Genomic DNA, 23,157 nt, shown 5'->3' with positions numbered 1-23,157 from the left:
CAGGCTCAGCCGCCCGTGCCCTCCTGCCGGGCCGGCCCAAGCTCCCACACCACGGTTACGGCCGCCTGCACCCGGTTCTGACCGGGTTCGATCGCCACGCTCTCCACGGCGCTGGCACGCTGCAACCCGACCAGCGGAACCGGCCCCTGGGCGGGTCCGTGCTCGACCACGGAGACCACGCGCCCCAGGGTGGCGGAGGCCAGCATGGCGAACTGCTGGCCCGTGCGTAGCGCATCCTCCCACGCGGCGGCCCGTGCGCGCTCCCGCGCTTGGGTGTCGTCGGCAAGGTCCAGGTGGAGGCTGTTGAGCCGGACATCATTGCCGCCGGCAGTGACTGCCTCCGAAATGACCCCTGCTGCGGAAGCCATGTCCCTGAGCCGGACATCGAGCGTGCCTGCAGCGACATACCCGGCCACCCGTTGTCCTTCGCCCTCGCGCCAGACAAGGTCGGCCCGTACGGTCAGGCCGGTGGTCCGGATGTCCGCCGCAGCAGTGCCATGGGCGCGGAAGGCGGCAGCCACCGCTTCCAGGGCTTCCCCCGCGGCCGAGTAGGCACCCGCGACCGCTGCAGCCCGGGACTCCGCTCCAATGGAGACGAGCATCAGGTCCGGCGGCGCCTCTGCCCACCCGGTTCCCGTGGCCGTCACGGTACCGGGGTGTCCCAGGTGGTAATCATTTCCCGCTGTCTGCATCCGGCTGGTCCTTTCTGTAGAAGGCGCGGCGGGGCGCCGGTACGGGATAGCCGCCCGCGGCCAGGCCTGCATGCCGCTCGAAGGGATTCGCTGTTCCCGGGTTCCCGGCACGAAGGACGGACCAGCCCGCGGCCAGGAAATACAGCGGAATGAATGGGGCGCCGAGGCACCACGCGTACTGCGTGCAGTGCCGTTCCTCGTGGCCGAGCAGGTCGGGAAGAGACAAAAGGTCCTCTGCAGGGCCCCGGTACAGCACAACGTTTCCCAGCGTGAAGGCCCGGGCGAACGGCAGCCGCCAGCTGTACCCGCCGGCGAGGACCAGGCCCCGCGGGCCCGGGCGAAGCCGGGTGCGTGCGGCCAGTGCAACGGCCAGGCCAAAGGCCGTGCTGCCGTTAAGCAGGTTGGCTGCCTGCCGGAGCCGCTGGCCAGGGGAAACCGGCCGGGTGGGCGAAGCGGGCGGGGCGGCAGGCAGCGGCCCCGGGGAACCGGGGCGCTGCCGCAGAGTCATGAGGCCATGGTAGCCGGAGCCTTCAATTAGACTGGAGGGCAGTGGCCGCCGGTTTTCCGGTGGGCCCTGACCTGGTCATTGAATGACACTGATATTCAGCGCATTCATCCATGACCTGCCAGTGATGGACGAGCCGCCGGGAAGCCCGGCTGCCCGCTCACCGGCAGCCACGACTCGTAGCTAAGAACAGTAGATGACTGAAACTTTGCCGGGCGCCGCTCCGAACCCCACGGATGAAGCCGCCATCAACGCCGCTGTAGACCGGGCCATCGCCGCAATCGCCGGTGCGGCCACCCTCGACGAGCTGAAGGCGGTGAGGCTCGCCCACACAGGGGAGAAGTCTCCGCTCAGCCTCGCCAACCGTGAAATCGGCAAACTCGCCAAGGACCAGAAGGCGCTCGCCGGGAAGCTCATGGGCGCGTCCCGCGGCAGGGTCAACAAGGCGCTCGCCGACCGGACGGCCGAGCTTGAGGCAGAGAACGACGCGCGGATCCTCCTTGAGGAGACGGTTGACGTCACGGCGGCCCCGCGCCGACGCCGGGCCGGGGCCCGGCACCCGCTCTCCACGCTCCAGGACCGCGTGGCGGACATCTTCGTGGGCATGGGCTGGGAAATCGCCGAAGGCCCCGAAGTTGAATCCGAGTGGTTCAACTTCGACGCTCTGAATTTCAAGCCGGACCACCCGGCCCGGGAAATGCAGGACACCTTCTTCGTGGAGCCCCCCGAGGCCCACCTGCTGATGCGCACGCACACTTCTCCGGTTCAGGTCCGTTCGATGCTGGAGCGCGAGGTGCCCATTTACGTGCTCTGCCCGGGCAAGGTGTTCCGTACCGATGAACTGGACGCCACACACACGCCGGTGTTCCACCAGTTCGAGGGCCTTGCCATCGACAAGAACCTCAGCATGGCAGACCTGCGCGGCACGCTGGAGCACTTTTCCCGGCAGATGTTCGGCGACCAAGCCCAGATCCGGCTGCGCCCGAACTACTTCCCCTTCACCGAACCGTCCGCCGAGCTGGACATCTTCCACCCGGGCGCCAAGGGCGGCCCGCGCTGGATCGAATGGGGCGGCTGCGGCATGGTCAACCCCAACGTCCTCCGGGCTGCCGGCATTGACCCGGACGTCTACTCGGGTTTTGCCTTCGGCATGGGCATTGAACGCACCCTCATGTTCCGCAACGAGGTGGGCGACATGCGCGACATGATCGAAGGCGATGTACGTTTCAGCGAGCACTTCGGGATGGAGATCTAACAGTGCGTATCCCACTTTCCTGGCTGCGTGAATTCGCAGAAGTACCGGCCGGAGCAACGGCCGAAGACGTAATGGCCGAGCTGGTTAAGGTCGGTTTCGAAGAAGAGGCAGTGCACCGTCCCACGGACGCCCTCCAGGGGCCCATCGTGGTGGGCCAGGTCCTGAGCCTGGTCAAGGAACCGCAGACCAACGGCAAGACCATCAACTGGTGCCAGGTGCGCGTTGTGCCGGAGGGCCAGGAGCAGACCCTCACGGGCAAGGGCATCGACCCCTCCGGCGTGCAGGGCATCATCTGTGGCGCCCACAACTTCGTGGAAGGCGACAAGGTGGTGGTCACGCTGCCCGGTGCCGTGTTGCCCGGAAACTTCCAGATCTCCGCGCGCAAGACCTACGGCCACCTGTCCGCCGGCATGATCGCCTCCGTCCGTGAACTGGGCATCGGCGAGGACCACGACGGCATCCTGGTGCTCTCCCGCATCGGCCTGGACCCCGAGGTCGGCACCGACGCCATGGAACTCCTGGGCCTCTACGACGAGTCAGCGGAAATCAACGTCACCCCGGACCGCGGCTACGCCTTCTCCATCCGCGGCGTCGCACGCGAATACGCCCACGCCACTGGAACCACCTTCACCGACCCCGCGGGCAAAGTACAGGCCCCGGCGGAGCTGTCCGGCGGCTACGGCGTCAAGATCAACGACGACGCCCCCATCTACGGCAAGGCGGGCTGCGACCGCTTCGTGGCCCGCACCGTCCGCGGCGTGGACGCCACCCGGCCCACCCCGCCGTGGATGGTCTCCAGGCTCCGCCTAGCCGGCATCCGCTCCATCTCGCTGCCAGTCGACATCTCCAACTACGTCATGCTCGAACTGGGCCAGCCCACGCACTGCTACGACCTGGACAAGTTGTCCGGCGACATCGTGGTGCGTCGCGCTGCTGCCGGCGAGAAGATCACCACGCTGGACGATAAGGAACGCACCCTCGATCCCGAGGACCTCCTGATCACCGACGACTCCGGTGCCATCGGCATCGCCGGGGTCATGGGCGGCGCGGCAACCGAAGTGGGCGACTCGACGTCGAACATCCTGGTGGAAGCGGCGCACTTCGACGAGGTCTCCATCGCCCGGTCGCGGCGCCGGCACAAGCTGCCGTCCGAAGCGTCCAAGCGCTTCGAGCGCGGCGTCGACTGGCAGGTTGCCGGCATCGCCGCCCAGCGCGTGGTGGACCTGCTGGTGGAACTCGCCGGCGGCACCGCCGATGAGACGGGCACTGATGTTGGGACCGCCCCGGACACCGTCACCATCGAGCTGCCCGCGGCGTTCGCCGCCGCCCGGATCGGTATCGACTTCACCGAGGAACAGATCGTCACGTCCCTGGAAGACCTGGGCGCGGCGGTGGAGAAGCACGACGCCGGCTGGACCGTCACGGCCCCAAGCTGGCGCAACGACCTGGAAACCAAGGAAGACCTCTCCGAAGAGATCGCACGGCTGGTGGGCTATGACAAAATTCCCGCCACCCTGCCTGTCGCCCCTCCCGGCCGCGGCCTGACCCGCGTGCAGCAGCAGCGCCGGCGACTGATCCAGGCCCTGGCCGACGCCGGCCTCACCGAGGTCCTGTCCTACCCGTTTGTGTCCAAGGCTGCCAACGAAACCTTCGGAGTGGCCGAGGAAGGTGCGGTCCGCAGCGCGGTCAAGCTCGCCAACCCGATCAGCGAGGAGCAGGGCTTCCTGCGCACGTCCATCCTGCCGGGGCTGATCGAGGTGGCCAAGCGGAACCATTCCCGCGGCTTCCGGGACCTGGCGCTCTTCGAGTCCGGGCTGGTCTTCCTGCCCGGCGAAACCCTGGGCACCCCGTCCATCCCTCCGCTGGGCGCCAGGCCCTCGGATGAAATGCTGGACGCGCTGTACGACGGCGTCCCGGCCCAGCCCTTCCACCTCGCCGCAGTGCTCACCGGCCACGATTCACCGGCCGCCGCCGCGCACGCGCCGCGGCCCTGGGACTGGGCGGATGCGCTGGACATTGCACGCCTCGCCGGTGACGTGCTGGGCGTGGAACTGGTCGTCACGCAGGGCAGCCACCAGGCGTTCCACCCCGGCCGTGCCGCAAAGCTGTCCCTGCGCACGGGCGAAACCGTGGGCTACGCCGGCGAGCTGCACCCCAAGCTGCTGGCCTCCGCTGACATGCCGGCCCGTTCCGTTGCCCTGGAAATCAACGCCGACGCACTGTTCGAAGCGGCCCCGGACGTAATCGTGGCCCGCCATATCTCCGGGTTCCCGGTTGCCACCCAGGACGTGGCGCTTGTGGTCTCCGCCGACGTCCCGGCCGACGACGTCCTTGCCACGCTTCGTGAAGGCGCCGGCGAACTGCTTGAGGACGTCTCGCTCTTCGACGTCTACTCGGGCAAGGGTATTGAAGACGGCAAGAAGTCCCTGGCGTTCGCACTGCGGTTCCGCGCCGCCGACCGCACCCTGACAGCCGATGAGGCGTCCGCTGCCCGGGAAAGTGCAGTGGCGTTGGCCGCTGAACGTTTCGGCGCCGTGCAGCGCTAGCTGCTCGCGGTACCTACAGCAGAAAGTCCCCGCAGCAAGCCTTGCTGCGGGGACTTTTCGCATTCCGGCGGTGCTAGGGGACCAAAAGGACCTTGCCGGTGGTCTTGCGTCCCTCGAGGTCGCGGTGTGCCTGGGGTGCCTGCACCAGGGGGTAACGCGCGCCGATCGTGACGCTGAGGCTGCCGCCGGCTGCCGCGGCAAAGACTTCGTCGGCCCGCCAGCGCCGTTCTGCTGCATCCCGCAGGTAGTGGCCAATCGTGGGGCGGGTCAGGAACAGCGAGCCGCCGGCGTTCAGGCGCTGCGGATCCACCGGCGGGACCGGGCCGGAGGCTGCGCCGAACAGCACCAGCATGCCCCGGACCCCAAGGGCGCCCAGGGAACCGTCAAACGTGTTGCGGCCAACGCCATCGTAAACAACATCCACACCCTTGCCGCCGGTGAGCTCGCGCACATGGTGGGGAAAACCTTCATAGCGCAGCACGTGGTCCGCGCCGGCACCGCGGGCGAGGGCTTCCTTCTCATCGTTGGACACCGTGGTGATCACGCGGGCGCCCTTGGCCTTCAGAAGCTGGATCAGCAGGAGGCCGACCCCGCCTGCCCCCGCATGCAGCAGCACGGTGTGACCCGGCTCCACCTTAAAGGTGGAATTGATCAGATAGTGGGCGGTCATGCCCTGCAGCGGGAGTGCCGCGGCTGTAAAGTCATCCAGTCCGGCGGGGACCGGCAGTGCCGCGTCCTCGTCAACCAGGGCGTAGCCGGCGTAGCAGTTGATGCCCTCCGCCGTCGCCACCCTGTCGCCGGCTGAGAAGGCCGTTACCCCTTCGCCTACCGCTTCCACGGTGCCCGCGGCCTCCGAGCCCGGAGTGAACGGATACGGCACCTGGTAGATGCCGCTGCGCTTGTACGTATCGATGAAGTTGACCCCGGCCGCCCCGACCTTGAACAGCAACTGCCCCGGGCCAGGAAGCGGCCGTTCAATTTCCGTATACTCCAGGACTTCCGGTCCGCCTGCCTGCCGTGCGACGATTGCGTGCGTCATTGCTCCCTTTCCCGGTCCCGGTGTCTCCGGCTCCGGCTGTTTTCTCCATCCTAGGGAGTCCTCCGCCCAACATGGCATGCATAAATATCGGTGCTCATGCATAACTATTGCTGTATAGTCGAGGCATGACTATTTCTGTTGCAGTGTCCGGCGCCAGCGGCTACGCCGGGGGAGAGGTCCTTCGCCTCCTGGCCGGACATCCTGACGTCACTATCGGCGCCATCACCGCACACAGCAACGCCGGCTCCCGGCTCGGTGAACTGCAGCCCCACCTGCATGGCCTCGCCAGCCGCATTCTCGAAGACACTACCGTGGAAAACCTCTCCGGCCACGACGTCGTCTTCCTGGCGCTGCCGCACGGGGCTTCCGCTGAAATCGCCGCGAAGCTGCCCGAAGGGACGGTGGTGATCGACGCCGGCGCCGACCACCGCCTGCAGGACCCCGCAGCGTGGGAAAAGTTCTACGGCTCGGCGCACGCCGGGACCTGGCCTTACGGCCTGCCCGAGCTGCCCGGCCAGCGCGAGGCACTCAAGGGTGCCACGCGCATCGCCGTTCCCGGCTGCTACCCGACGTCGTCGCTGCTCGCCCTCGCGCCCGGGTTCGCGGCCAACCTGCTGCAGCCCGACGACGTCGTCATCGTGTCCGCGTCCGGCACCTCCGGCGCCGGCAAGGCGGCCAAGGTGAATCTGATCGGTTCCGAAGTGATGGGCAGCATGAGCCCGTACGGCGTGGGCGGCGGCCACCGCCATACTCCCGAGATCGAACAGGGCCTGTCCAACGCGGCGGGTGAGCAGGTCACGGTGTCCTTCACCCCCACGCTGGCCCCGATGAGCCGCGGCATCCTCACCACCGCCACCGCCAGGGTGAAGCCGCAGGCACTAAACAGTACGACACCGGATCAGCTGCGCCAGGCCTGGGCTGACGCCTACGACGATGAGCCGTTCGTGCACCTGCTGCCCGAAGGGCAATGGCCCACCACCAAGTCCGTCCAGGGCTCCAACCACGCAGCCATGCAGCTGGCCTTCGACGCCCACACCGGCCGCGTCATCGTCACCTGCGTCATCGACAACCTCACCAAGGGGACCGCCGGCGGCGCCGTCCAGTCCATGAACATCGCACTCGGCCTGCAGGAAACCGCCGGCCTCAACCTGCAGGGAGTAGCCCCGTGACCATCACCGCCCCCCGGGGATTCCGGGCCGCCGGCGTTACCGCCGGACTCAAGGCCTCCGGCAAGCCGGACCTCGCCCTCGTCGTCAATGACGGACCCGCCAAGGCCGCCGCAGCTGTCTTCACCAGCAACCGGGTGGCAGCAGCCCCCGTGCACTGGTCGCGCCAGGTGGTGTCCGACGGACGCGTCGACGCCGTCATCCTGAACTCCGGCGGCGCCAACGCCTGCACCGGACCCACCGGCTTCCAGAACACCCACAGCACCGCCGAGAAGGTGGCCGAAGTCCTGGGCATCTCGGCCACGGACGTCTTCGTCTGCTCCACGGGCCTGATCGGCGAGCAGCTGCCCATGGACAAGATCCTCCCGGGCGTCGAAGCTGCAGCCGCCGCCCTCAGCACCGACGGCGGCCCGGATGCCGGAACCGCCATCATGACCACCGACAGCGTTCCGAAATCCGCGTTGTTCATCGGCACCGACGCCGACGGCCAGGAGTTCAGCATCGGCGGCATCGCCAAGGGTGCGGGCATGCTGGCCCCCGGCCTGGCAACCATGCTGGTGGTGCTCACCACGGACGCCACCGTTGCACCGGAACTGCTCGACGTCGTCCTCCGCGATGCCACCCGCGTCACCTTCGACCGGGCAGACTCGGATGGCTGCATGTCCACCAACGACACCGTCGTGCTGCTGGCCTCCGGCGCGTCCGGCGCGGTTCCCTCCGCCGAAGCCTTCGGCGCCGGGCTGACCCAGGTGTGTGCCGAACTCGCGCGGAAGCTGATTGCCGACGCGGAGGGCGCCAGCCACGACATCGCCATCCGGACGTTCAACGCCGCCAGCGAAGCCGACGCCGAAACGGTCAGCCGCTCAGTGGCCAGGTCCAACCTGTTCAAGGCAGCCATCTTCGGCAAGGATCCCAACTGGGGCCGCGTCCTGTCCGCCGTGGGCACCACCGACGCCGCGTTCGAAGCGGACAAGCTGAACGTGGCCATGAACGGTGTCCAGATCTGCCGCAACGGCAGCATCGGCGACGACCGCGGCCTCGTTGACCTGGAGCCGCGCGAGGTCCTGGTGGAAATCGACCTGCAGGCCGGCGACGCCGAAGCCACCATCTGGACCAACGACCTCACCCACGACTACGTGCACGAGAACAGCGCCTACTCGAGCTAGCGTGCCGGAGCTAAGCCACCACTTGCGGAAGAGACAGCATGAACACCCAGACGCGTGAGACCACCAGCATGTCCGACGCCCAGGACAAGGCAGCCACCCTCATCGAGGCCCTGCCCTGGATCCAGCGCTTCGCCGGCACCACCATGGTGATCAAGTACGGCGGCAACGCGATGGTCAACGACGAACTGCGGCGCGCGTTCGCCGAGGACATCGTCTTCCTGCACCATGTGGGCATCCACCCCGTGGTGGTCCATGGCGGCGGCCCGCAGATCAACTCCATGCTGGGCCGGCTCGGGATTGAGTCCGAGTTCAAAGGCGGCCTGCGCGTCACCACGCCCGAGGCCATGGACGTGGTCCGCATGGTCCTCACCGGCCAGGTGGGCCGCGAACTCGTAGGCCTCATCAACTCCCACGGCCCCTACGCCGTCGGCATGTCCGGCGAAGACGGCGGCCTGCTCCGCGCGGTCCGCACCGGGACCGTGGTGGACGGCGAAGAGGTGGACCTGGGGCTCGTCGGCGAGGTTGTCGGCGTCGACCCCGCCGGCATCGTGGACATCCTCGACGCCGGCCGGATCCCCGTGATCTCCACCGTCGCCCCGGAGATCGTCGACGGCGGCGACGGCGCGGGTGCCGCGCGGTTCCAGCCCACCGGGCAGGTCCTCAACGTCAACGCGGACACCGCGGCAGCCGCCGTCGCCTCCGCGCTGGGCGCCTCCAAGCTGGTCATCCTGACCGACGTCGAGGGCCTCTATGCCAACTGGCCGGACAAGTCCTCCCTGATTTCCTCGCTGACGGCATCCGAGCTGCGGGACATGCTGCCCCGCCTCGAATCGGGCATGATCCCCAAGATGGCCGCCTGCCTGAAAGCCATCGACGAAGGCGTCGAGCGGGCACACATCGTGGACGGGCGCCTGGCCCACTCCATGCTTCTGGAAACATTTACGACGGCGGGCATCGGCACCCAGGTGGTCCCGGACGAGGAGACAAACGCATGAATAAGCACAGCGCGGTGGTTGAGCCCCAGAACCCGGTGGGTGAGCTTGTCGAAACCCAGGGCCACGCCGGCTCAGAATGGCTGTCCCGCTACTCGAGCTCGCTGATGGGCGTTTTCGGCACGCCGCAGCGCGTCCTGGTCCGCGGTGCCGGCTGCCTGGTCTGGGACGCCGACGGCAAGGAGTACCTGGACCTGCTGGGCGGCATCGCCGTCAACGCCCTGGGCCACGCCCACCCGTTCGTCACATCCGTGATCGCCAGCCAGCTTTCGACGCTGGGCCACGTCTCCAACTTTTTCACCAGCCCAACCCAGGTGGCCCTCGCGGAGAAGCTGCTGGAACTGGCCCAGGCGCCGGCAGGATCGAAGGTGTTCTTCACCAACTCCGGCACGGAGGCCAATGAGGCTGCGTTTAAGCTTGCCCGCCGGAACACCGGCAGCGGCGACACCAAGCGGACAAAGATCATCGCCCTGGAAGGTGCATTCCACGGGCGGACCATGGGCGCCCTGGCACTGACGGCCAAGGAGGCGTACCGGACCCCGTTCGAGCCGCTGCCCGGCGGCGTGGTGCACATCCCGTTCGGCGACGTCGAGGCGCTCAAGGCCGCCGTTGATGAGACCGTGGCGGCCGTCTTCCTGGAGCCCATCCAGGGTGAAGCCGGCGTTCGTCCCCTTCCGCCCGGTTACCTGAAGGCTGCCCGTGAGCTGACCGCACGGACAGGCACGCTCCTTATCCTGGATGAGGTCCAGACCGGCATCGGCCGCACCGGCAAGTGGCTTGCCAGCGAGGACGCCGGGATCATGCCCGACGCCGTCACCCTCGCCAAGGGCCTCGGCGGTGGCTTCCCGATTGGTGCGCTGGTCACCTTCGGTGAGGGGACGTCGTCGTTGTTGTCCGCAGGCCAGCATGGCACCACCTTCGGTGGCAATCCGGTGGCCACGGCGGCCGCCCTCGCGACGCTGCACGCCATCGAAAACCAGGGTGTGCTCGCCAACGCGACTGCGGTGGGGGAGCACCTCCGCGCCGGCCTGGCCGCCATCCCCGGTGTCACGGACATCCGCGGCGAAGGACTCCTCATCGGGTTCGACCTCGACGCCGACGTGGCCCCCGCCGTCGTGCAGGCCGCCCTGGACGCCGGGTTCATCGTCAACAGCCCCGGCCCGCGCACCATCCGGCTGGCCCCGCCGCTGGTCCTCACCACGGCGCAGGCCGACACCTTCCTCGCCGCCTTCCCGGCAATCCTCCAGACAGCTAAGGACGCATCGTGACCAGCACAACCCGGCACTTCCTCAAGGACACGGACCTGAGCCCCGCCGAACAGGCGGAAGTCCTGGAGCTTGCAGCGCGCATGAAAGCGGCGCCCTACAGCGTCCAGCCATATGCCGCCGACGGCAGCGGCCGCAAAACCGTGGCCGTCATCTTCGACAAAACCTCCACCCGCACCCGGGTGTCCTTCGCCACCGGCATCGCGGACATGGGCGGCAACGCCCTCATCATCAACCCGGGCGAGGCGCAGATCGGCCACAAGGAGTCCGTGGAGGACACGGCCAAGGTCCTGGAACGCATGGTGTCCACCATCGTGTGGCGGACCGGCGCGCACGCAGGCCTGGTGGCCATGGCCGAAAACTCCAAGGTGCCGGTCATCAACGCCCTCTGCGACGACTACCACCCCTGCCAGCTCCTCGCGGACCTGCTGGCCGTCAAGGAACACAAGGGGGAGCTCAAGGGGCTCACCATGAGCTACCTCGGCGACGCCGCCAACAACATGGCCAACTCCTACCTGCTGGCCGGCGTCACCGCCGGGATGCACGTCCGGATCGCCGGACCCGAGGGCTACCTGCCGGCCGCGGACATCGTGGCCGCAGCGGAGGAACGTGCCGCCCTGACCGGCGGCTCGGTCCTGATCACCACCGACGCCGCCAAAGCGCTGCAGGGCGCCGACGTCGTGGCCACCGACACCTGGGTGTCCATGGGCCAGGAAGCCGAGAAGGAAGCCCGGCTGCAGCTGTTCCGCGAATACTCCGTGGACGAGGACGCCATGGCACAAGCCGCGGATGACGCCGTCGTGCTCCACTGCCTGCCCGCCTACCGCGGCTACGAAATCTCCGCCGGCGTCATCGACGGCCCGCAGTCCATCGTCTGGGACGAGGCCGAAAACCGTCTGCACGCCCAAAAGGCACTGATGGCCTGGCTGATGCACCGCTCCGGCCTGGCGTTCGTCGAGGGGCTTTCCCCGGTTGAGGGCACGGGAGAGAGTACCTTCTAGTGTCCACGTCCCCTTCGGTGCCGGGGTCCAGCCCCGCCACCAAGACTGCCCGGCAGGCGCGCATCACCGCCATCCTCACCGGCCAGTCGGTGCGGTCCCAGGCGGAGCTCGCGGCCCTGCTGGCGGACGACGGCGTCCAGGTCACCCAGGCGACGCTGTCCCGGGACCTGGTGGAACTCGGTGCCGTCCGGGTCCGCGGCAAGGAAGGCGCACTGGTCTACGCCGTCCCCGCGGAGGGCGGGGAACGCGCTGCCCGTAGCGGCGTCAGCCAGGAAATCCTGGACGCGCGGCTCGCGCGGCTGTGCAGCGAACTGCTGGTGACGGCGGAGGCATCGGCCAACCTGGTGGTGCTGCGCACCCCGCCCGGCGCCGCGAACTTCCTGGCCCTGGCCATCGACCACTCGGTGATGCCGTCCATCCTGGGCACCATCGCCGGTGACGACACCGTCCTGCTGGTGTCCCGGGATCCGCTGGGCGGACCCGACCTGGCGGCGCGGTTCCTGCAACTGGCCGAAGAGGCCGGGCAATAAGCTTGAAGACAATCATCCAAACAAACCCCAACAAGGAGCATGTCAAGTGACTGAACGCATTGTGCTGGCCTACTCAGGCGGCCTGGACACGTCCGTAGCCATCGGCTGGATCGGCGAAGCCACCGGCGCCGAGGTCATCGCCGTGGCAGTCGACGTCGGACAGGGCGGCGAGTCCCTGGAAACCATCCGCCAGCGCGCCCTCGGCTGTGGCGCCGTCGAAGCCTACGTTGCCGACGCCCGCGACGAGTTCGCCAACGAATACGCCATGCCGACCCTCAAGGCCAACGCCCTTTACCAGGGCCACTACCCGCTGGTCTCGGCCATCTCCCGCCCCGTCATCGTCAAGCACCTGGTCAAGGCAGCCCGCGAATTCGGCGCCACCACGGTCGCGCACGGCTGCACCGGCAAGGGCAACGACCAGGTCCGCTTCGAAGTGGGCATTCAGACCCTCGGCCCGGACCTGAAGTGCATCGCACCCGTCCGCGACCTCGCCCTTACCCGCGACAAGGCCATTGCCTTCGCCGAGGAAAAGGGCCTGCCCATCGAGACCACCAAGAAGAACCCGTACTCCATCGACCAGAACGTCTGGGGCCGCGCGGTGGAAACCGGCTACCTCGAGGACATCTGGAACGCCCCCACCAAGGACATCTACGACTACACCGCAACCCCGGAATTCCCGCCGGCACCGGACGAAGTCACCATCTCCTTCCAGGCCGGCATCCCGGTGGCGATCGACGGCGTCAAGGTCACCCCGCTGCAGGCCATCCAGGAACTGAACCGCCGCGCCGGCGCCCAGGGCGTGGGCCGGATCGACGTCGTCGAGGACCGCCTCGTGGGCATCAAGTCCCGCGAAATCTACGAGGCTCCCGGCGCCATGGCGCTGATCACGGCCCACAAGCACCTCGAGGACGTCACCATCGAGCGCGAGCAGGCCCGTTTCAAGGCCACCGTGGGCCAGCGCTGGGCCGAGCTGGTCTACGACGGCCAGTGGTTCTCCCCGCTCAAGCGCTCCCTGGACGCCTTCATCGAGGACACCCAGAAGTACGTCTCCGGCGACATCCGCATGACCCTGCACGGTGGCCAGGCCATCGTCAACGGCCGCCGCTCCGACACCTCGCTGTACGACTTCTCGCTGGCCACCTACGACACCGGCGACACCTTCGACCAGTCCATGGCACGCGGCTTCATCGAGCTGTGGGGCATGTCCTCCAAGGTCGCCTCCGGCCGCGACCTGCGGGTCGCGGGGGAGTAATCCCTGTGGCTGAGCACAATTCGAACCCGGGAACGAGCCCGGTGGTTGAGCCTGTCGAAACCCCGGTTTCGACAAGCTCAACCAACGAGGGCGCTCTCTGGGGCGGCCGGTTCGCCGGCGGCCCCGCCGACGCCCTGGCGGCACTGAGCAAGTCCACGCATTTCGACTGGCGGCTGGCCCGCTACGACATCGCGGGCTCCAAGGCCCACGCCCGCGTACTGCACAAGGCCGGCCTGCTGGACGAGGCCGAGCTGGAAGGCATGCTGGCGGCCCTGACGCAGCTGGACGCGGATGTGGCGTCCGGCGCGTACCTGCCGGCGGAGTCCGATGAGGACGTGCACGGTTCGCTGGAGCGCGGCCTGATCGAGCGGGCAGGCGCCCAGCTGGGCGGCAAGCTCCGCGCAGGCCGTTCCCGCAACGACCAGGTGGCAACCCTGGGCCGGATGTTCCTGCGCGACCATGCACGGATCATCGCCCGCGGCGTCATGGACACCGTGGATGCCCTTGTGGAGCAGGCCAAAGCCCACCAGGGTGTGGCCATGCCCGGCCGTACCCACCTGCAGCACGCCCAGCCGGTCCTGCTCAGCCACCACCTGCTGGCCCACGCCTGGCCGCTGCTGCGCGACGTGCAGCGGCTGCAGGACTGGGACAAGCGGGCCGGCGTCTCGCCGTATGGTTCCGGCGCCCTCGCCGGTTCCTCGCTGGGCCTGGACCCGGAGGCCGTGGCCGCGGACCTGGGGTTCTACTCGGCAGCGCACAACTCGATCGACGGCACCGCCGCGCGCGACGTCTTCGCCGAGTTCGCCTGGGTCTGCTCCATGATCGGCGTGGACCTGTCCCGGATCTCCGAGGAAGTCATCTTCTGGGCCACCAAGGAGTTCTCCTTCGTCACGTTGCATGACTCGTACTCCACGGGGTCCTCGATCATGCCGCAGAAGAAGAACCCCGACGTGGCCGAGCTGGCCCGCGGCAAGGCAGGGCGCCTCATCGGCAACCTGACCGGGCTGCTGGCCACGCTGAAGGGCCTGCCGCTCGCGTACAACCGCGACCTCCAGGAGGACAAGGAGCCGGTGTTCGACGCCGCCGACACCCTGGAGCTGCTGCTCCCCGCTGTGTCCGGCATGATCGCCACGCTGAAGTTCAACACCGAGCGGATGGAGTCGCTGGCTCCCCAGGGCTTCGCTTTGGCCACGGACATCGCCGAATGGCTGGTCCGCCAGGGCGTGCCGTTCCGCGAGGCGCACGAACTGTCAGGTGCGGCCGTCAAGCAGGCGGAATCCCGTGGTGTGGAACTGTGGGACCTGACGGACGAGGAGTACGCTGCCATCTCGGAGCACCTCACCCCCGAAGTCCGCACGGTCCTGTCCACTGAAGGGTCGCTCAACAGCCGCAACTCCCAGGGCGGAACCGCGCCGGCCGCCGTCGAACGCCAGCTGGCAGCCCTCGAAAGCGAGCTCGCCGGCGTGCGCGAGTACGCGGGCCAGTAGCCGCGGTTTCGACAAGCTCAACCACCGCCGCTGGTTGAGCTTGTCGAAACCCGTCCCGGCTAGCATGTCTCCATGAGCGAAACTTTCAGGAAGTTCCTTCGCACCCTGCCGGACTTTCCGGCCAGCCTCCCGGATTTCGACCCGCGCAGCGCACCGCAGGATCCCACGGAGCTCTTCAAACAGTGGCTTGACCAGGCCCTGGATGCGGGGGAGCAGCAGCCGCACGCGTTCAGCCTGGCGACGGTCAGTGCCGGGCAGCAGCCGTCGTCGAGGATGCTGATCCTGAAGAATATCGACGGCGACGGCTGGCACTTCGCCACTTCCCGCACCTCGCGCAAGGGGCGGGAGCTGGACGTTGTCCCCCAGGCTGCCATGAACTTCTACTGGCCCTCGCAGGGCCGGCAGGTCCGCGTAGCGGGTCCCGTGGTTCAGCTGTCCGTCGAGGCGTCGGCCCGGGACTGGGCTGAGCGGCCCCGCGCCGACGGCAGTTCCAACCCGGACTGGCAGCTCTACGCAGTCCAGCCCACCGAGTTCGAGTTCTGGCAGGCCAGCAACGACGGCGAACACGTCCGCCACAGGCCCCGCCCGGACGGTGGACTCCCCGACGGCACAGCGGATTAGGATGAGCGCCATGACAGCTCCCGAACCCGACGCCCTGCTCACCGGCATCCACAAAGCCGCCACGGATGTCAGGGCCGATATCGCCAAATTCCGCGACGAGGACATCAAAGCCCCGTCCGCGCTTCCCGGCTGGACACGTGGGCACGTCCTGGCCCACATTGCCGGGATCTCCAACGCCATGGCCCGCCAGCTCGAGTACGCCGCCCGTGATGAAACCATCGAACTCTACGACGGCGGCATGGACGGCCGGAACAGGGCCATCGACATGGCAGCGGGGCATGACGCCGCCACCCACCAGGCCGACGTGAACGCCGCCCTGGACCGGGTGCTCCGCGCATTCGACGCCCTCCCGGACATCAAGGATTCCGCCGCCAACCGCACCGGCTGGTGGGCGCCCATTGCCTACCGCGGGGGAGTGGTGCTCGACGGCGGCCTCGCCCTCTGGCGGGAACTCGTCATCCACGCCTCGGACCTCAATACGGGCCGGGGACCGGAAACCTGGAGCCGGGAGTTCTGCGGGCACCTCTTCGAGTTCCTGGCCGCCCGGGTGCCGGACACCATAAAACTGGTACTGCAGCCACTCGGGCTGCAGCCGGTGACCATCGGCACCGGTGGCCGGTCCGTGGTGGTCAACGGCATGATCACCGATATCGCCGCGTGGCTGGCCGGCCGCGAACCGTCCCTGGGCAGCCTGCGTGCCTCCGCGGCGGCCGACGGCGCTGACCTTCCCGAGCTGCTGCCCTGGCCGGCAGGTACCCCGGCACCAAAGTAACCCCCTCGATGCGGGGGCTCAGGCTGCTTCGCGGGACAGCAGGCTCATCTTGATCGGCAGGCCCCAACGGAACCCGCCCAGTGAACCGTCGGTGCGGATTACGCGGTGGCAGGGAACAAACAGGGCCGCCGCGTTGAACGCGCACGCGCTGGCGGCCGCCCGCACCGCTTTGGGGTTGCCCGCCAGTGCCGCGTACTCGGTGTAGGTCACCGGGGAGCCCGGCTCGACCTGCCGCAGGACATCCCACGCATGGGCGCGGAACGGACCCGACTGCTGCCGCACCGGAACCTCCATCGCGGGGCGCGGGTCGCCGTCGTAAAACGCCTCCACCGCCGCGGCAATCGCGTCCAGCCGCGCAACGCTTTCGAAAGCGTCCGGGCGAAGGGCGGGGTGGATCTGCCCGGTCAGCCGGCCGGGGTCGGCCGTCCAGCCCGAAGCCAGCACGACGCCGTCGCGGGCGAGGATGGTGAAGGGGCCGTCCGGTGTGGTGATCGTGAGCAGTTGGGCTTTCATGGCGTCGCTTTCCGGGTGGCGCCGGCGGCGGCGCGGGTTTTGGTGGGGGCGGCTGCGGCGGCGGCCCGCCATAAGTGCATTGTGGCGTAGGAGCGCCAGGGGCTGACTTCGCGGAAGTCCGGCGACAGTCCGGCGGCCTGCGGCAGCGTACGGATTCCGTTCCGCACTGCGGCGTCGTTCGCGAGGAAGACATCCGGTGCCCCGAGGACCCGCATGGCTAAGTACCCTACTGTCCATGGTCCCACGCCGGGGAGCGGGAGCAGCGCGGCCGAGAGGGCGGCCACATCGTCGCCGTAGCCTGGGTCGATCCTTCCCTCGGCCATTCCGGCCGCCGCGTGGAGGAGGGACTCAGTCCTTTTCCGGGGCCCGCGCAGAAGCTGTCCCGCCTCGGCAATTTGGGCGGGGGTGGGAAACATCCGGTCCAGGCCGTCCCCGGGGACACTGCTCGGGCTCCCGGCAGCGGAGAGCTGGGTCAGGGCTGTCCGGGCGGCGGCCACCGTGATCTGCTGGCCCACCATGGCGCGGATCAGCAGCTCCTGCGGATCGAGGGCTCCGGGCATCCTGATGCCCGGAGCCTCCATCACGCCGGAAGCAAGCCGGGGGTCGCCCGCCAGGGCCCCGTCGATCGCCGCCGGGTCGGCATCAAGGTCGAACAGCCGCCGTACCCGGCTCAGCAGCGCCGGCAGGTCACGAAGGTCCGCGGCGCCGATGGTGAGGGTCAGGGGCCGGTCCTTCGCGCCGGCGTCGTACCCAATGCTGAAGCGCGCGTCCCCGTGCGCCAGCCGGAGGGTCCGGGCGTAGGACGTCGCCGTGCCGGCCTCGATGCCCGGTATGGCCCGGAGGGCAAGGAAGGCGAAGATGCCGGGGTCGAACGGTTTGCGGTAGGGAAGGCTGAGGGCCAGCGCCGTGGATCCGCCGGCGTTGGTTCCGCCGGGTGCATGCCGGCCGGTCAGGCGCAGGGCCGACGGGGTCATGTCGAAGACCTCGAGTACGGTGTCGTTGAACTGGCGGACGCTGCTGAACCCTGCCGCGAAGGCGATATCGGCGAGCTTCATGGATGTTGAAACGAGCAGGGTGCGGGCGGTCTGCGCGCGCCCTGCCCGCGCCAGGGACAACGGTCCTGCGCCCAGCTCCTGCGTGAGGATCCGGTTCAACTGCCGCGAGGAGTAGCCCAGCCGGGATGCCAGGCCCTCCACGCCGTCGCGGTTGATCACACCGTCGTTGATAAGGCGCATGGCCCGGCCCGCGATGTCCTGCCGGATGTTCCACGCCGGCGTGCCCGGAACTGCCTCGGGGAGGCAGCGCTTGCACGCCCGATAGCCGGCGTCGTGCGCTGCCGCCGACGTCTCGTAGAAGGTGACATTGGACGCCTTGGGGGTCCGCGCCGGGCAGGACGGGCGGCAGTAGATGCCCGTGGTCCGCACGGCCGTGTAGAACTGACCGTCGAACCTGGTGTCCCGGGCGTCGATGGCCCGGTAGCGCTGCCAGAAGTCCATGGGTTCATCCTGCCAGCCGCGGCGTGCCCGCACTAGCGGGAATCGGACATGGCCGTGGCTGCCGGGCACGGGCTGCCGGGAGTGGAAAGCGCGCAGAAGGGTAAAGTCTGGCCATGAACGAATACCCGACCCCGGGCGGGCGGCCGCTGCGGGAGATCCTGGCCGGCGATGCCCGGGAACTGGCCCCGCTTCTGCTGGGAGCCGTCCTCACGCATGATTCACGCGAGGGCCCTGTTTCGGTGCGGCTGACGGAGGTGGAGGCCTACCTGGGCCCGGAGGATTCGCTGCATCCGGATCCGGGTTCGCACACCTACCGTGGACCAACCCCCCGCAACGCGCCCATGTTCGGCCCGGCAGGACACCTATACGTCTACTTCACTTACGGGATGCACCACTGCACGAATATCGTGTGCGGTCCCAACGGCGTCGCATCGGCGCTGCTGCTGCGGGCGGGCGAGATTGTGGACGGGATGGAGTTGGCCCGCCGCCGGCGCACCACGTCCAAAAGCCCGGCGGATCTTGCCCGCGGGCCCGCACGCCTTGCCAAGGCGCTGGGACTGACGACGGCGGACTCCGGACGCGATGCGCTCGCCCCGCCCTTCGGCCTCGTGCTTCCGCCGCGGCCGGCAGCGGACGTCAGCTCCGGCCCGCGGGTGGGCGTGTCCGGCGAAGGCGGCTCGGATGAATATGCCTGGCGGTTCTGGCTGACGGACGACCCCACGGTTTCCCAGTACAAGGCGGCCAAGCCGAGGGGCAGAAAGCCCCGCCCGGTGCGGCCCTGACCGCGCTGGTGAACGGATCAGCGTTTCATCAGCGTTAACAGAAATGGTTGTAGAATAGTGGGTCTGTCTTTTGCGATAGGGGAACGTTAAATGCTTGACGCCGATTTGGCCCACGAACGGGAGTATGTAGCCGGCCTGTACGCCCGGCTGGAGGAGCTCCGCGAGGAGAAGCGCCGCCAGCTGGCGCAGGTACGCCGGGCCGGCGCAGTGGGCACCATGCAGAACGTTTCCGAACGCGACGCGTTCGCTGCCCTGTATGAGGACCGGCTGGCACAGCTGGACGCCGTCGACGACCGCCTGGTCTTCGGCCGCCTTGACCTCGACTCCGGCGAGGCCCAGTACATCGGCCGCATCGGCCTCACCACCGAGGACCTGCAGCGCCTCATGGTGGACTGGCGCGCCCCGGAAGCCGGGCATTTCTACCAGGCCACGGCCTTCGACCGGCAGGGTGTGCGCCGCCGCCGGCACCTGATCCTCCAGGGCCGCGAGGTGAAGGCCATTGAGGATGACGTCCTCGACGCCGGGATGCTCTCCGACGACGAATCGCTGCAGGGCGAGGGCGCCCTGCTGGCTGCGCTCAACTCCAAGCGCACCGGCCGCATGTCCGATATCGTCGGCACCATCCAGTCGGAGCAGGACCGCATCATCCGGTCCTCCATCTCGGGAGCCCTCGTGGTGCAGGGCGGCCCCGGCACCGGCAAGACCGCCGTGGCGCTGCACCGTGCCGCCTACCTCCTCTACACCCACCGCGACCGGCTCAAGAGTGCTGGTGTGCTCCTGGTGGGCCCGTCGTCGTCGTTCATGAAGTACATCGAACGCGTGCTGCCCTCCCTGGGTGAGACCGGCGTCGTCATGGCCAGCCTCGGCCGCCTGATGCCCGGTATCCACGCCGTACCGGAAAATGACGCCGACGTTGCGGCCATCAAGGGCCGGCTGGACATGGCGGAAATCGTGGCGAACGCAGTGTCGAACCGCCAGCGCGTCCCGGCCCGCAACCAGATCCTGGAGGTGGACGGACGCAAGCTGACCCTGACACCCCGCCAGGTCCGCCGCGCGCGGGAACGTGCCCGGTCCACCGGGAAGCCGCATAACGAGGCCCGCGTGACGTTCGTCAAGATCCTGCTGCGCGAGCTGACTGAGCAGCTCACCGAGATGGTCGACGCCGCAAACATCGGCAACAACGCCGACCGTTCCTACCTTGCCGAGGATGTCCGCACCGCCCGGGACGTCCGGATCGCGCTCAACCTCTGCTGGATGCCCATGACTCCGGAGAAGCTGATCTCCGAACTGTTCAGCAAGCCGGCCATCCTCGAATTCTGCACACCCAACCTGACGCCGGCCGAACGCGAACTGCTGAAGCGGCCGGCCGATGCACCCTGGACGGAATCCGACGTGCCGCTGCTGGACGAGGCCGCCGAACTCCTTGGGGAACTCGACCCCGCCGCGGGCCGCGGGCTGGCCCAACAGGAGCAGGACCGGGCCAGGGACCTCGCCAACGCCAAACAGACCCTCGCCAACATGGAGTCCGCCGGCGTGGATGCGCTGATGACGGCCGAAGACCTGATGGAGCAGAACCAGGAGCGCGAGGCACGGCTGACCGCTGCCGAGCGGGCCACCAGCGACCGCACCTGGGCTTTCGGGCACATTGTGGTTGACGAGGCGCAGGAGCTCTCCCCGATGCAGTGGCGCCTGCTGGTCCGGCGCTGCCCGCTGAAGTCGTTCACGATCGTCGGGGACATCGCCCAGACCAGTTCCGTGGCCGGCGCCAACTCCTGGCAGGGTGCGCTGGCGCCGATGTTCGGTGACCGCTGGCAGCTCGAGGAACTGACCGTCAACTACCGCACGCCCACGCAGATCGCTGAAGCCGCCGTCCGGATGGCCAACGCCGCCGGCCTGGTCGTGTCAGCACCCAAGGCCGTCCGTGAGGGGCGCTGGGCGCCCGTTATCGACAAAGTGGCGCCCGGCACACTGGTGGACCGGCTGGTGGAAGTCCTGCCGGAGGAACTGGACGCGCTCGACGGCGGCCTGCTCGCCGTGATTGCCGACGGGGACCTTTTGCCGCAGGCCACCGCGGCCCTGCGCGCCGCCTACGGGCGCCGCATCGGCACGGGCGCGGGCAGCTACGAACAGGACATCGTGGTCATCAGCCCACGCGAAGCCAAGGGGCTGGAGTTCGACGGCGTGGTGGTCCTGGAGCCTGCGGCCATGCTCAACCATGAGCATGGCAAGGTAGGGGACCTCTACGTTGCCATGACCCGCGCCACCCAGCGGCTGCGGCTGATCGCCGGCGAACCCGTCCCGGCCGGTATCGTCCGCTGATCCGGCGGCCTGTGGATACTGCTAACTTAGAAGGCGTGCCAGACATCAACAGCCTCGAATCGCAACACAACGACCCCACTTTTGCCAACATCTGGCAGGAGCTGAAATGGCGTGGCCTGGTCCACGTTTCCACCGATGAAGCTGAGCTCGAGAAGCTCCTCGCCGATGGACCGGTCACGTACTATTGCGGCTTCGATCCCACGGCACCGTCGCTGCACCTCGGAAACCTGGTCCAGCTTCTCGTCATGCGCCGGCTGCAGCTTGCAGGGCACAAACCGCTCGGTCTGGTGGGTGGCTCCACAGGTATGATCGGTGACCCGCGGCCGACGGCGGAGCGCACCTTGAACACCAAGGACACCGTGGCCGAGTGGGTTGGCTACCTCCAGGCGCAGGTCCGCCGCTTCCTCAGCTTCGAGGGCGACAACGCCGCGCGGATGGTCAACAACCTGGACTGGACCGCGCCGCTGAGCGCCATCGACTTCCTGCGGGAGGTGGGCAAGCATTTCCGGGTCGGGACCATGCTGCGCAAGGACGCCGTCGCGTCCCGCCTGAATTCCGACGAAGGCATCAGCTACACCGAGTTCAGCTACCAGATCCTGCAGGGCATGGACTACCTGCAGCTCTACCGCGACTACGGCTGCGTGCTGCAGACCGGCGGCTCCGACCAATGGGGAAACCTGACCAGCGGGACCGAGCTGATCCGCAAGGTGGAGGGCAAGAGCGTCCACGCGTTGGGGACGCCGCTGATCACCAACTCGGACGGCAGCAAGTTCGGCAAGAGCGAAGGCAACGCCATTTGGCTCGACGGCGGCATGTGCAGCCCGTACGCCTTCTACCAGTTCTGGCTCAACACCGCGGATGCGGATGTGGTGGACCGCCTGAAGGTATTCACGTTCCTGACCCGTGCTGAGATTGAAGACCTCGCGGTGGCCGTGGCCGAGCGACCCTTTGCCCGCGAAGGCCAGCGGAAGCTCGCCTACGAGGTGACTTCCCTGGTCCATGGCGTGGAAGCGACCGAAAAGGTCATCGCCGCGTCGGCCGCGCTCTTCGGGAACGGCGATCTTTCCGCACTGGACAAGCCGACGCTGCAGGCCGCAACCTCTGAGCTTCCCTCCGCCACCGTGCAGGTGGACGCGCTCGGAATCATCGACCTCCTGGTGGCTTCGGGATTGTCGGAGAGCAAGTCGGCAGCCCGCCGGACCGTGGGTGAAGGTGGCGCCTACGTCAACAACGAAAAAGTGCTGGATCCGGAGGCCGTGATTTCAGAGGATGAACTCCTTCACGGGCAGTACCTGCTGCTGCGCCGGGGAAAGAAGAACCTGGCAACCGTTGAGGTGCTGGTTCCGTAACCCACGCGTCCCGCACTAGCACGTATACGCCCTTCCGCGGCCGATTTGCACGGCCACGGAGGGGCGTGTATTGTTTTCTGAGTCGCCGCCGCTGAGCGGTGACAAACCCCCAACAAATGAGAAGCGATTCTTCAACGGAGCAACGCTCTGGTCGCAGAAAAGCTTCAATTTTTGCTGGGCGGATTCATTCCCACCGAGTGAATTCCGGGAAAACCCCGGATTTGCAAAAGTGAATATGAATGAAATAAGCCTGAAACATCGCAGCGAAGAAATGCGAAACAAATTCTAAATTGTTTCGGAAGTATTCGAATGTGTCTGTTGTTTGAGAACTCAATAGTGTGCCATGTTTGTTGATACCAATTGTTTTATTGGTTGAATTTGCCAGGCTGTGCCGCCCCTGTGGTGTGGT

Annotated in this window: 21 protein-coding genes; 15 read left to right on the top strand and 6 right to left on the bottom strand. The window is 67.9% G+C overall.

From position 1 onward, the window contains the following. Positions 1-5: 5 nt before the first annotated feature. Both ACYQ1Z_RS17365 and ACYQ1Z_RS17360 read right to left on the bottom strand, forming a co-directional pair. A complete protein-coding gene (locus ACYQ1Z_RS17365; RefSeq protein WP_459793794.1) occupies positions 6-692 on the bottom strand; it encodes an SIMPL domain-containing protein in 687 nt (228 codons plus the stop codon). Then, positions 673-1,200 carry a hypothetical protein gene (locus tag ACYQ1Z_RS17360; protein WP_459793793.1) on the bottom strand — a complete coding sequence of 176 codons (528 nt, stop codon included), beginning with the start codon at positions 1,198-1,200 and terminating at the stop codon, positions 673-675. The genes ACYQ1Z_RS17365 and ACYQ1Z_RS17360 overlap by 20 nt, the downstream gene beginning before the upstream one ends. 193 nt (positions 1,201-1,393) lie before the next feature. Between ACYQ1Z_RS17360 and pheS the strand changes: the two genes are divergently transcribed. Both pheS and pheT read left to right on the top strand, forming a co-directional pair. Then, complete coding sequence (pheS, locus tag ACYQ1Z_RS17355) at positions 1,394-2,452, top strand: phenylalanine--tRNA ligase subunit alpha (RefSeq protein WP_459793792.1); 1,059 nt, start codon at positions 1,394-1,396, stop codon at positions 2,450-2,452. A gap of 2 nt (positions 2,453-2,454) precedes the next feature. After that, positions 2,455-4,998: a phenylalanine--tRNA ligase subunit beta gene (gene pheT / locus ACYQ1Z_RS17350; RefSeq protein ID WP_459793791.1), complete on the top strand. Its 2,544-nt coding sequence runs from the start codon at positions 2,455-2,457 to the stop codon at positions 4,996-4,998. A gap of 73 nt (positions 4,999-5,071) precedes the next feature. Here pheT and ACYQ1Z_RS17345 read toward each other — a convergent pair whose 3' ends face one another. Beyond that, positions 5,072-6,037: a quinone oxidoreductase family protein gene (locus tag ACYQ1Z_RS17345; RefSeq protein ID WP_459793790.1), complete on the bottom strand. Its 966-nt coding sequence runs from the start codon at positions 6,035-6,037 to the stop codon at positions 5,072-5,074. 125 nt (positions 6,038-6,162) lie between these two features. Here ACYQ1Z_RS17345 and argC point away from each other — a divergent pair, with 125 nt between their 5' ends. From argC to ACYQ1Z_RS17295, 10 genes are all read left to right on the top strand, one after another. Then, entirely contained in the window at positions 6,163-7,206 is a 1,044-nt protein-coding gene (gene argC, locus ACYQ1Z_RS17340) for an N-acetyl-gamma-glutamyl-phosphate reductase (RefSeq protein ID WP_459793789.1), read from the top strand. Further along, positions 7,203-8,369 carry a bifunctional glutamate N-acetyltransferase/amino-acid acetyltransferase ArgJ gene (gene argJ, locus ACYQ1Z_RS17335; protein WP_459793788.1) on the top strand — a complete coding sequence of 389 codons (1,167 nt, stop codon included), beginning with the start codon at positions 7,203-7,205 and terminating at the stop codon, positions 8,367-8,369. Before argC ends, argJ begins: the two co-directional genes overlap by 4 nt. Before the next feature lie 38 nt (positions 8,370-8,407). Then, the gene (gene argB / locus ACYQ1Z_RS17330; RefSeq protein ID WP_459793787.1) at positions 8,408-9,364 is read left to right on the top strand and encodes an acetylglutamate kinase; all 957 of its coding nucleotides are present in this window, start codon (positions 8,408-8,410) and stop codon (positions 9,362-9,364) included. Then, the gene (locus ACYQ1Z_RS17325) at positions 9,361-10,629 is read left to right on the top strand and encodes an acetylornithine transaminase (RefSeq protein WP_459793786.1); all 1,269 of its coding nucleotides are present in this window, start codon (positions 9,361-9,363) and stop codon (positions 10,627-10,629) included. The genes argB and ACYQ1Z_RS17325 overlap by 4 nt, the downstream gene beginning before the upstream one ends. Beyond that, positions 10,626-11,627 carry an ornithine carbamoyltransferase gene (gene argF, locus ACYQ1Z_RS17320; RefSeq protein ID WP_459793785.1) on the top strand — a complete coding sequence of 334 codons (1,002 nt, stop codon included), beginning with the start codon at positions 10,626-10,628 and terminating at the stop codon, positions 11,625-11,627. The genes ACYQ1Z_RS17325 and argF overlap by 4 nt, the downstream gene beginning before the upstream one ends. Next, positions 11,627-12,157: an arginine repressor gene (locus ACYQ1Z_RS17315; RefSeq protein ID WP_459793784.1), complete on the top strand. Its 531-nt coding sequence runs from the start codon at positions 11,627-11,629 to the stop codon at positions 12,155-12,157. The genes argF and ACYQ1Z_RS17315 overlap by 1 nt, the downstream gene beginning before the upstream one ends. A 46-nt stretch (positions 12,158-12,203) precedes the next feature. After that, a complete protein-coding gene (locus tag ACYQ1Z_RS17310) occupies positions 12,204-13,409 on the top strand; it encodes an argininosuccinate synthase (RefSeq protein ID WP_459793783.1) in 1,206 nt (401 codons plus the stop codon). A 41-nt stretch (positions 13,410-13,450) separates the two neighbouring features. Beyond that, positions 13,451-14,896 carry an argininosuccinate lyase gene (argH, locus tag ACYQ1Z_RS17305; protein ID WP_459793834.1) on the top strand — a complete coding sequence of 482 codons (1,446 nt, stop codon included), beginning with the start codon at positions 13,451-13,453 and terminating at the stop codon, positions 14,894-14,896. A 72-nt stretch (positions 14,897-14,968) separates the two neighbouring features. Next, a complete protein-coding gene (locus ACYQ1Z_RS17300) occupies positions 14,969-15,517 on the top strand; it encodes a pyridoxine/pyridoxamine 5'-phosphate oxidase (RefSeq protein ID WP_459793782.1) in 549 nt (182 codons plus the stop codon). Positions 15,518-15,527: 10 nt separating this feature from the next. Further along, positions 15,528-16,289, top strand: a complete 762-nt coding sequence (locus ACYQ1Z_RS17295) for a maleylpyruvate isomerase family mycothiol-dependent enzyme (RefSeq protein WP_459793781.1) — start codon at positions 15,528-15,530, stop codon at positions 16,287-16,289. 18 nt (positions 16,290-16,307) lie between these two features. Here ACYQ1Z_RS17295 and ACYQ1Z_RS17290 read toward each other — a convergent pair whose 3' ends face one another. Together ACYQ1Z_RS17290 and ACYQ1Z_RS17285 are read right to left on the bottom strand one after the other, a co-directional pair. After that, entirely contained in the window at positions 16,308-16,802 is a 495-nt protein-coding gene (locus ACYQ1Z_RS17290; protein WP_459793780.1) for a methylated-DNA--[protein]-cysteine S-methyltransferase, read from the bottom strand. Next, the gene (locus ACYQ1Z_RS17285; RefSeq protein WP_459793779.1) at positions 16,799-18,298 is read right to left on the bottom strand and encodes a DNA-3-methyladenine glycosylase 2 family protein; all 1,500 of its coding nucleotides are present in this window, start codon (positions 18,296-18,298) and stop codon (positions 16,799-16,801) included. Before ACYQ1Z_RS17285 ends, ACYQ1Z_RS17290 begins: the two co-directional genes overlap by 4 nt. Positions 18,299-18,411: 113 nt before the next feature. Here ACYQ1Z_RS17285 and ACYQ1Z_RS17280 point away from each other — a divergent pair, with 113 nt between their 5' ends. From ACYQ1Z_RS17280 to tyrS, 3 genes are all read left to right on the top strand, one after another. Next, positions 18,412-19,080: a DNA-3-methyladenine glycosylase gene (locus ACYQ1Z_RS17280; RefSeq protein WP_459793778.1), complete on the top strand. Its 669-nt coding sequence runs from the start codon at positions 18,412-18,414 to the stop codon at positions 19,078-19,080. A gap of 90 nt (positions 19,081-19,170) precedes the next feature. Then, positions 19,171-21,399 (top strand): HelD family protein, encoded by a 2,229-nt coding sequence (locus ACYQ1Z_RS17275; protein WP_459793777.1) that lies wholly within the window; start codon positions 19,171-19,173, stop codon positions 21,397-21,399. Positions 21,400-21,434: 35 nt separating this feature from the next. Then, positions 21,435-22,748 (top strand): tyrosine--tRNA ligase, encoded by a 1,314-nt coding sequence (gene tyrS, locus ACYQ1Z_RS17270; RefSeq protein ID WP_459793776.1) that lies wholly within the window; start codon positions 21,435-21,437, stop codon positions 22,746-22,748. A 184-nt stretch (positions 22,749-22,932) separates the two neighbouring features. On the opposite strand, the gene ACYQ1Z_RS17265 is transcribed toward tyrS, so the two are convergent. Further along, positions 22,933-23,157 (bottom strand): hypothetical protein (locus ACYQ1Z_RS17265; RefSeq protein ID WP_459793775.1); only part of this gene is annotated, 225 nt, incomplete at its 5' end.

The sequence above is a fragment of the Arthrobacter sp. AD-310 genome, from assembly GCF_054656615.1.
This window is presented reverse-complemented; position numbering and strand designations above follow the sequence as displayed.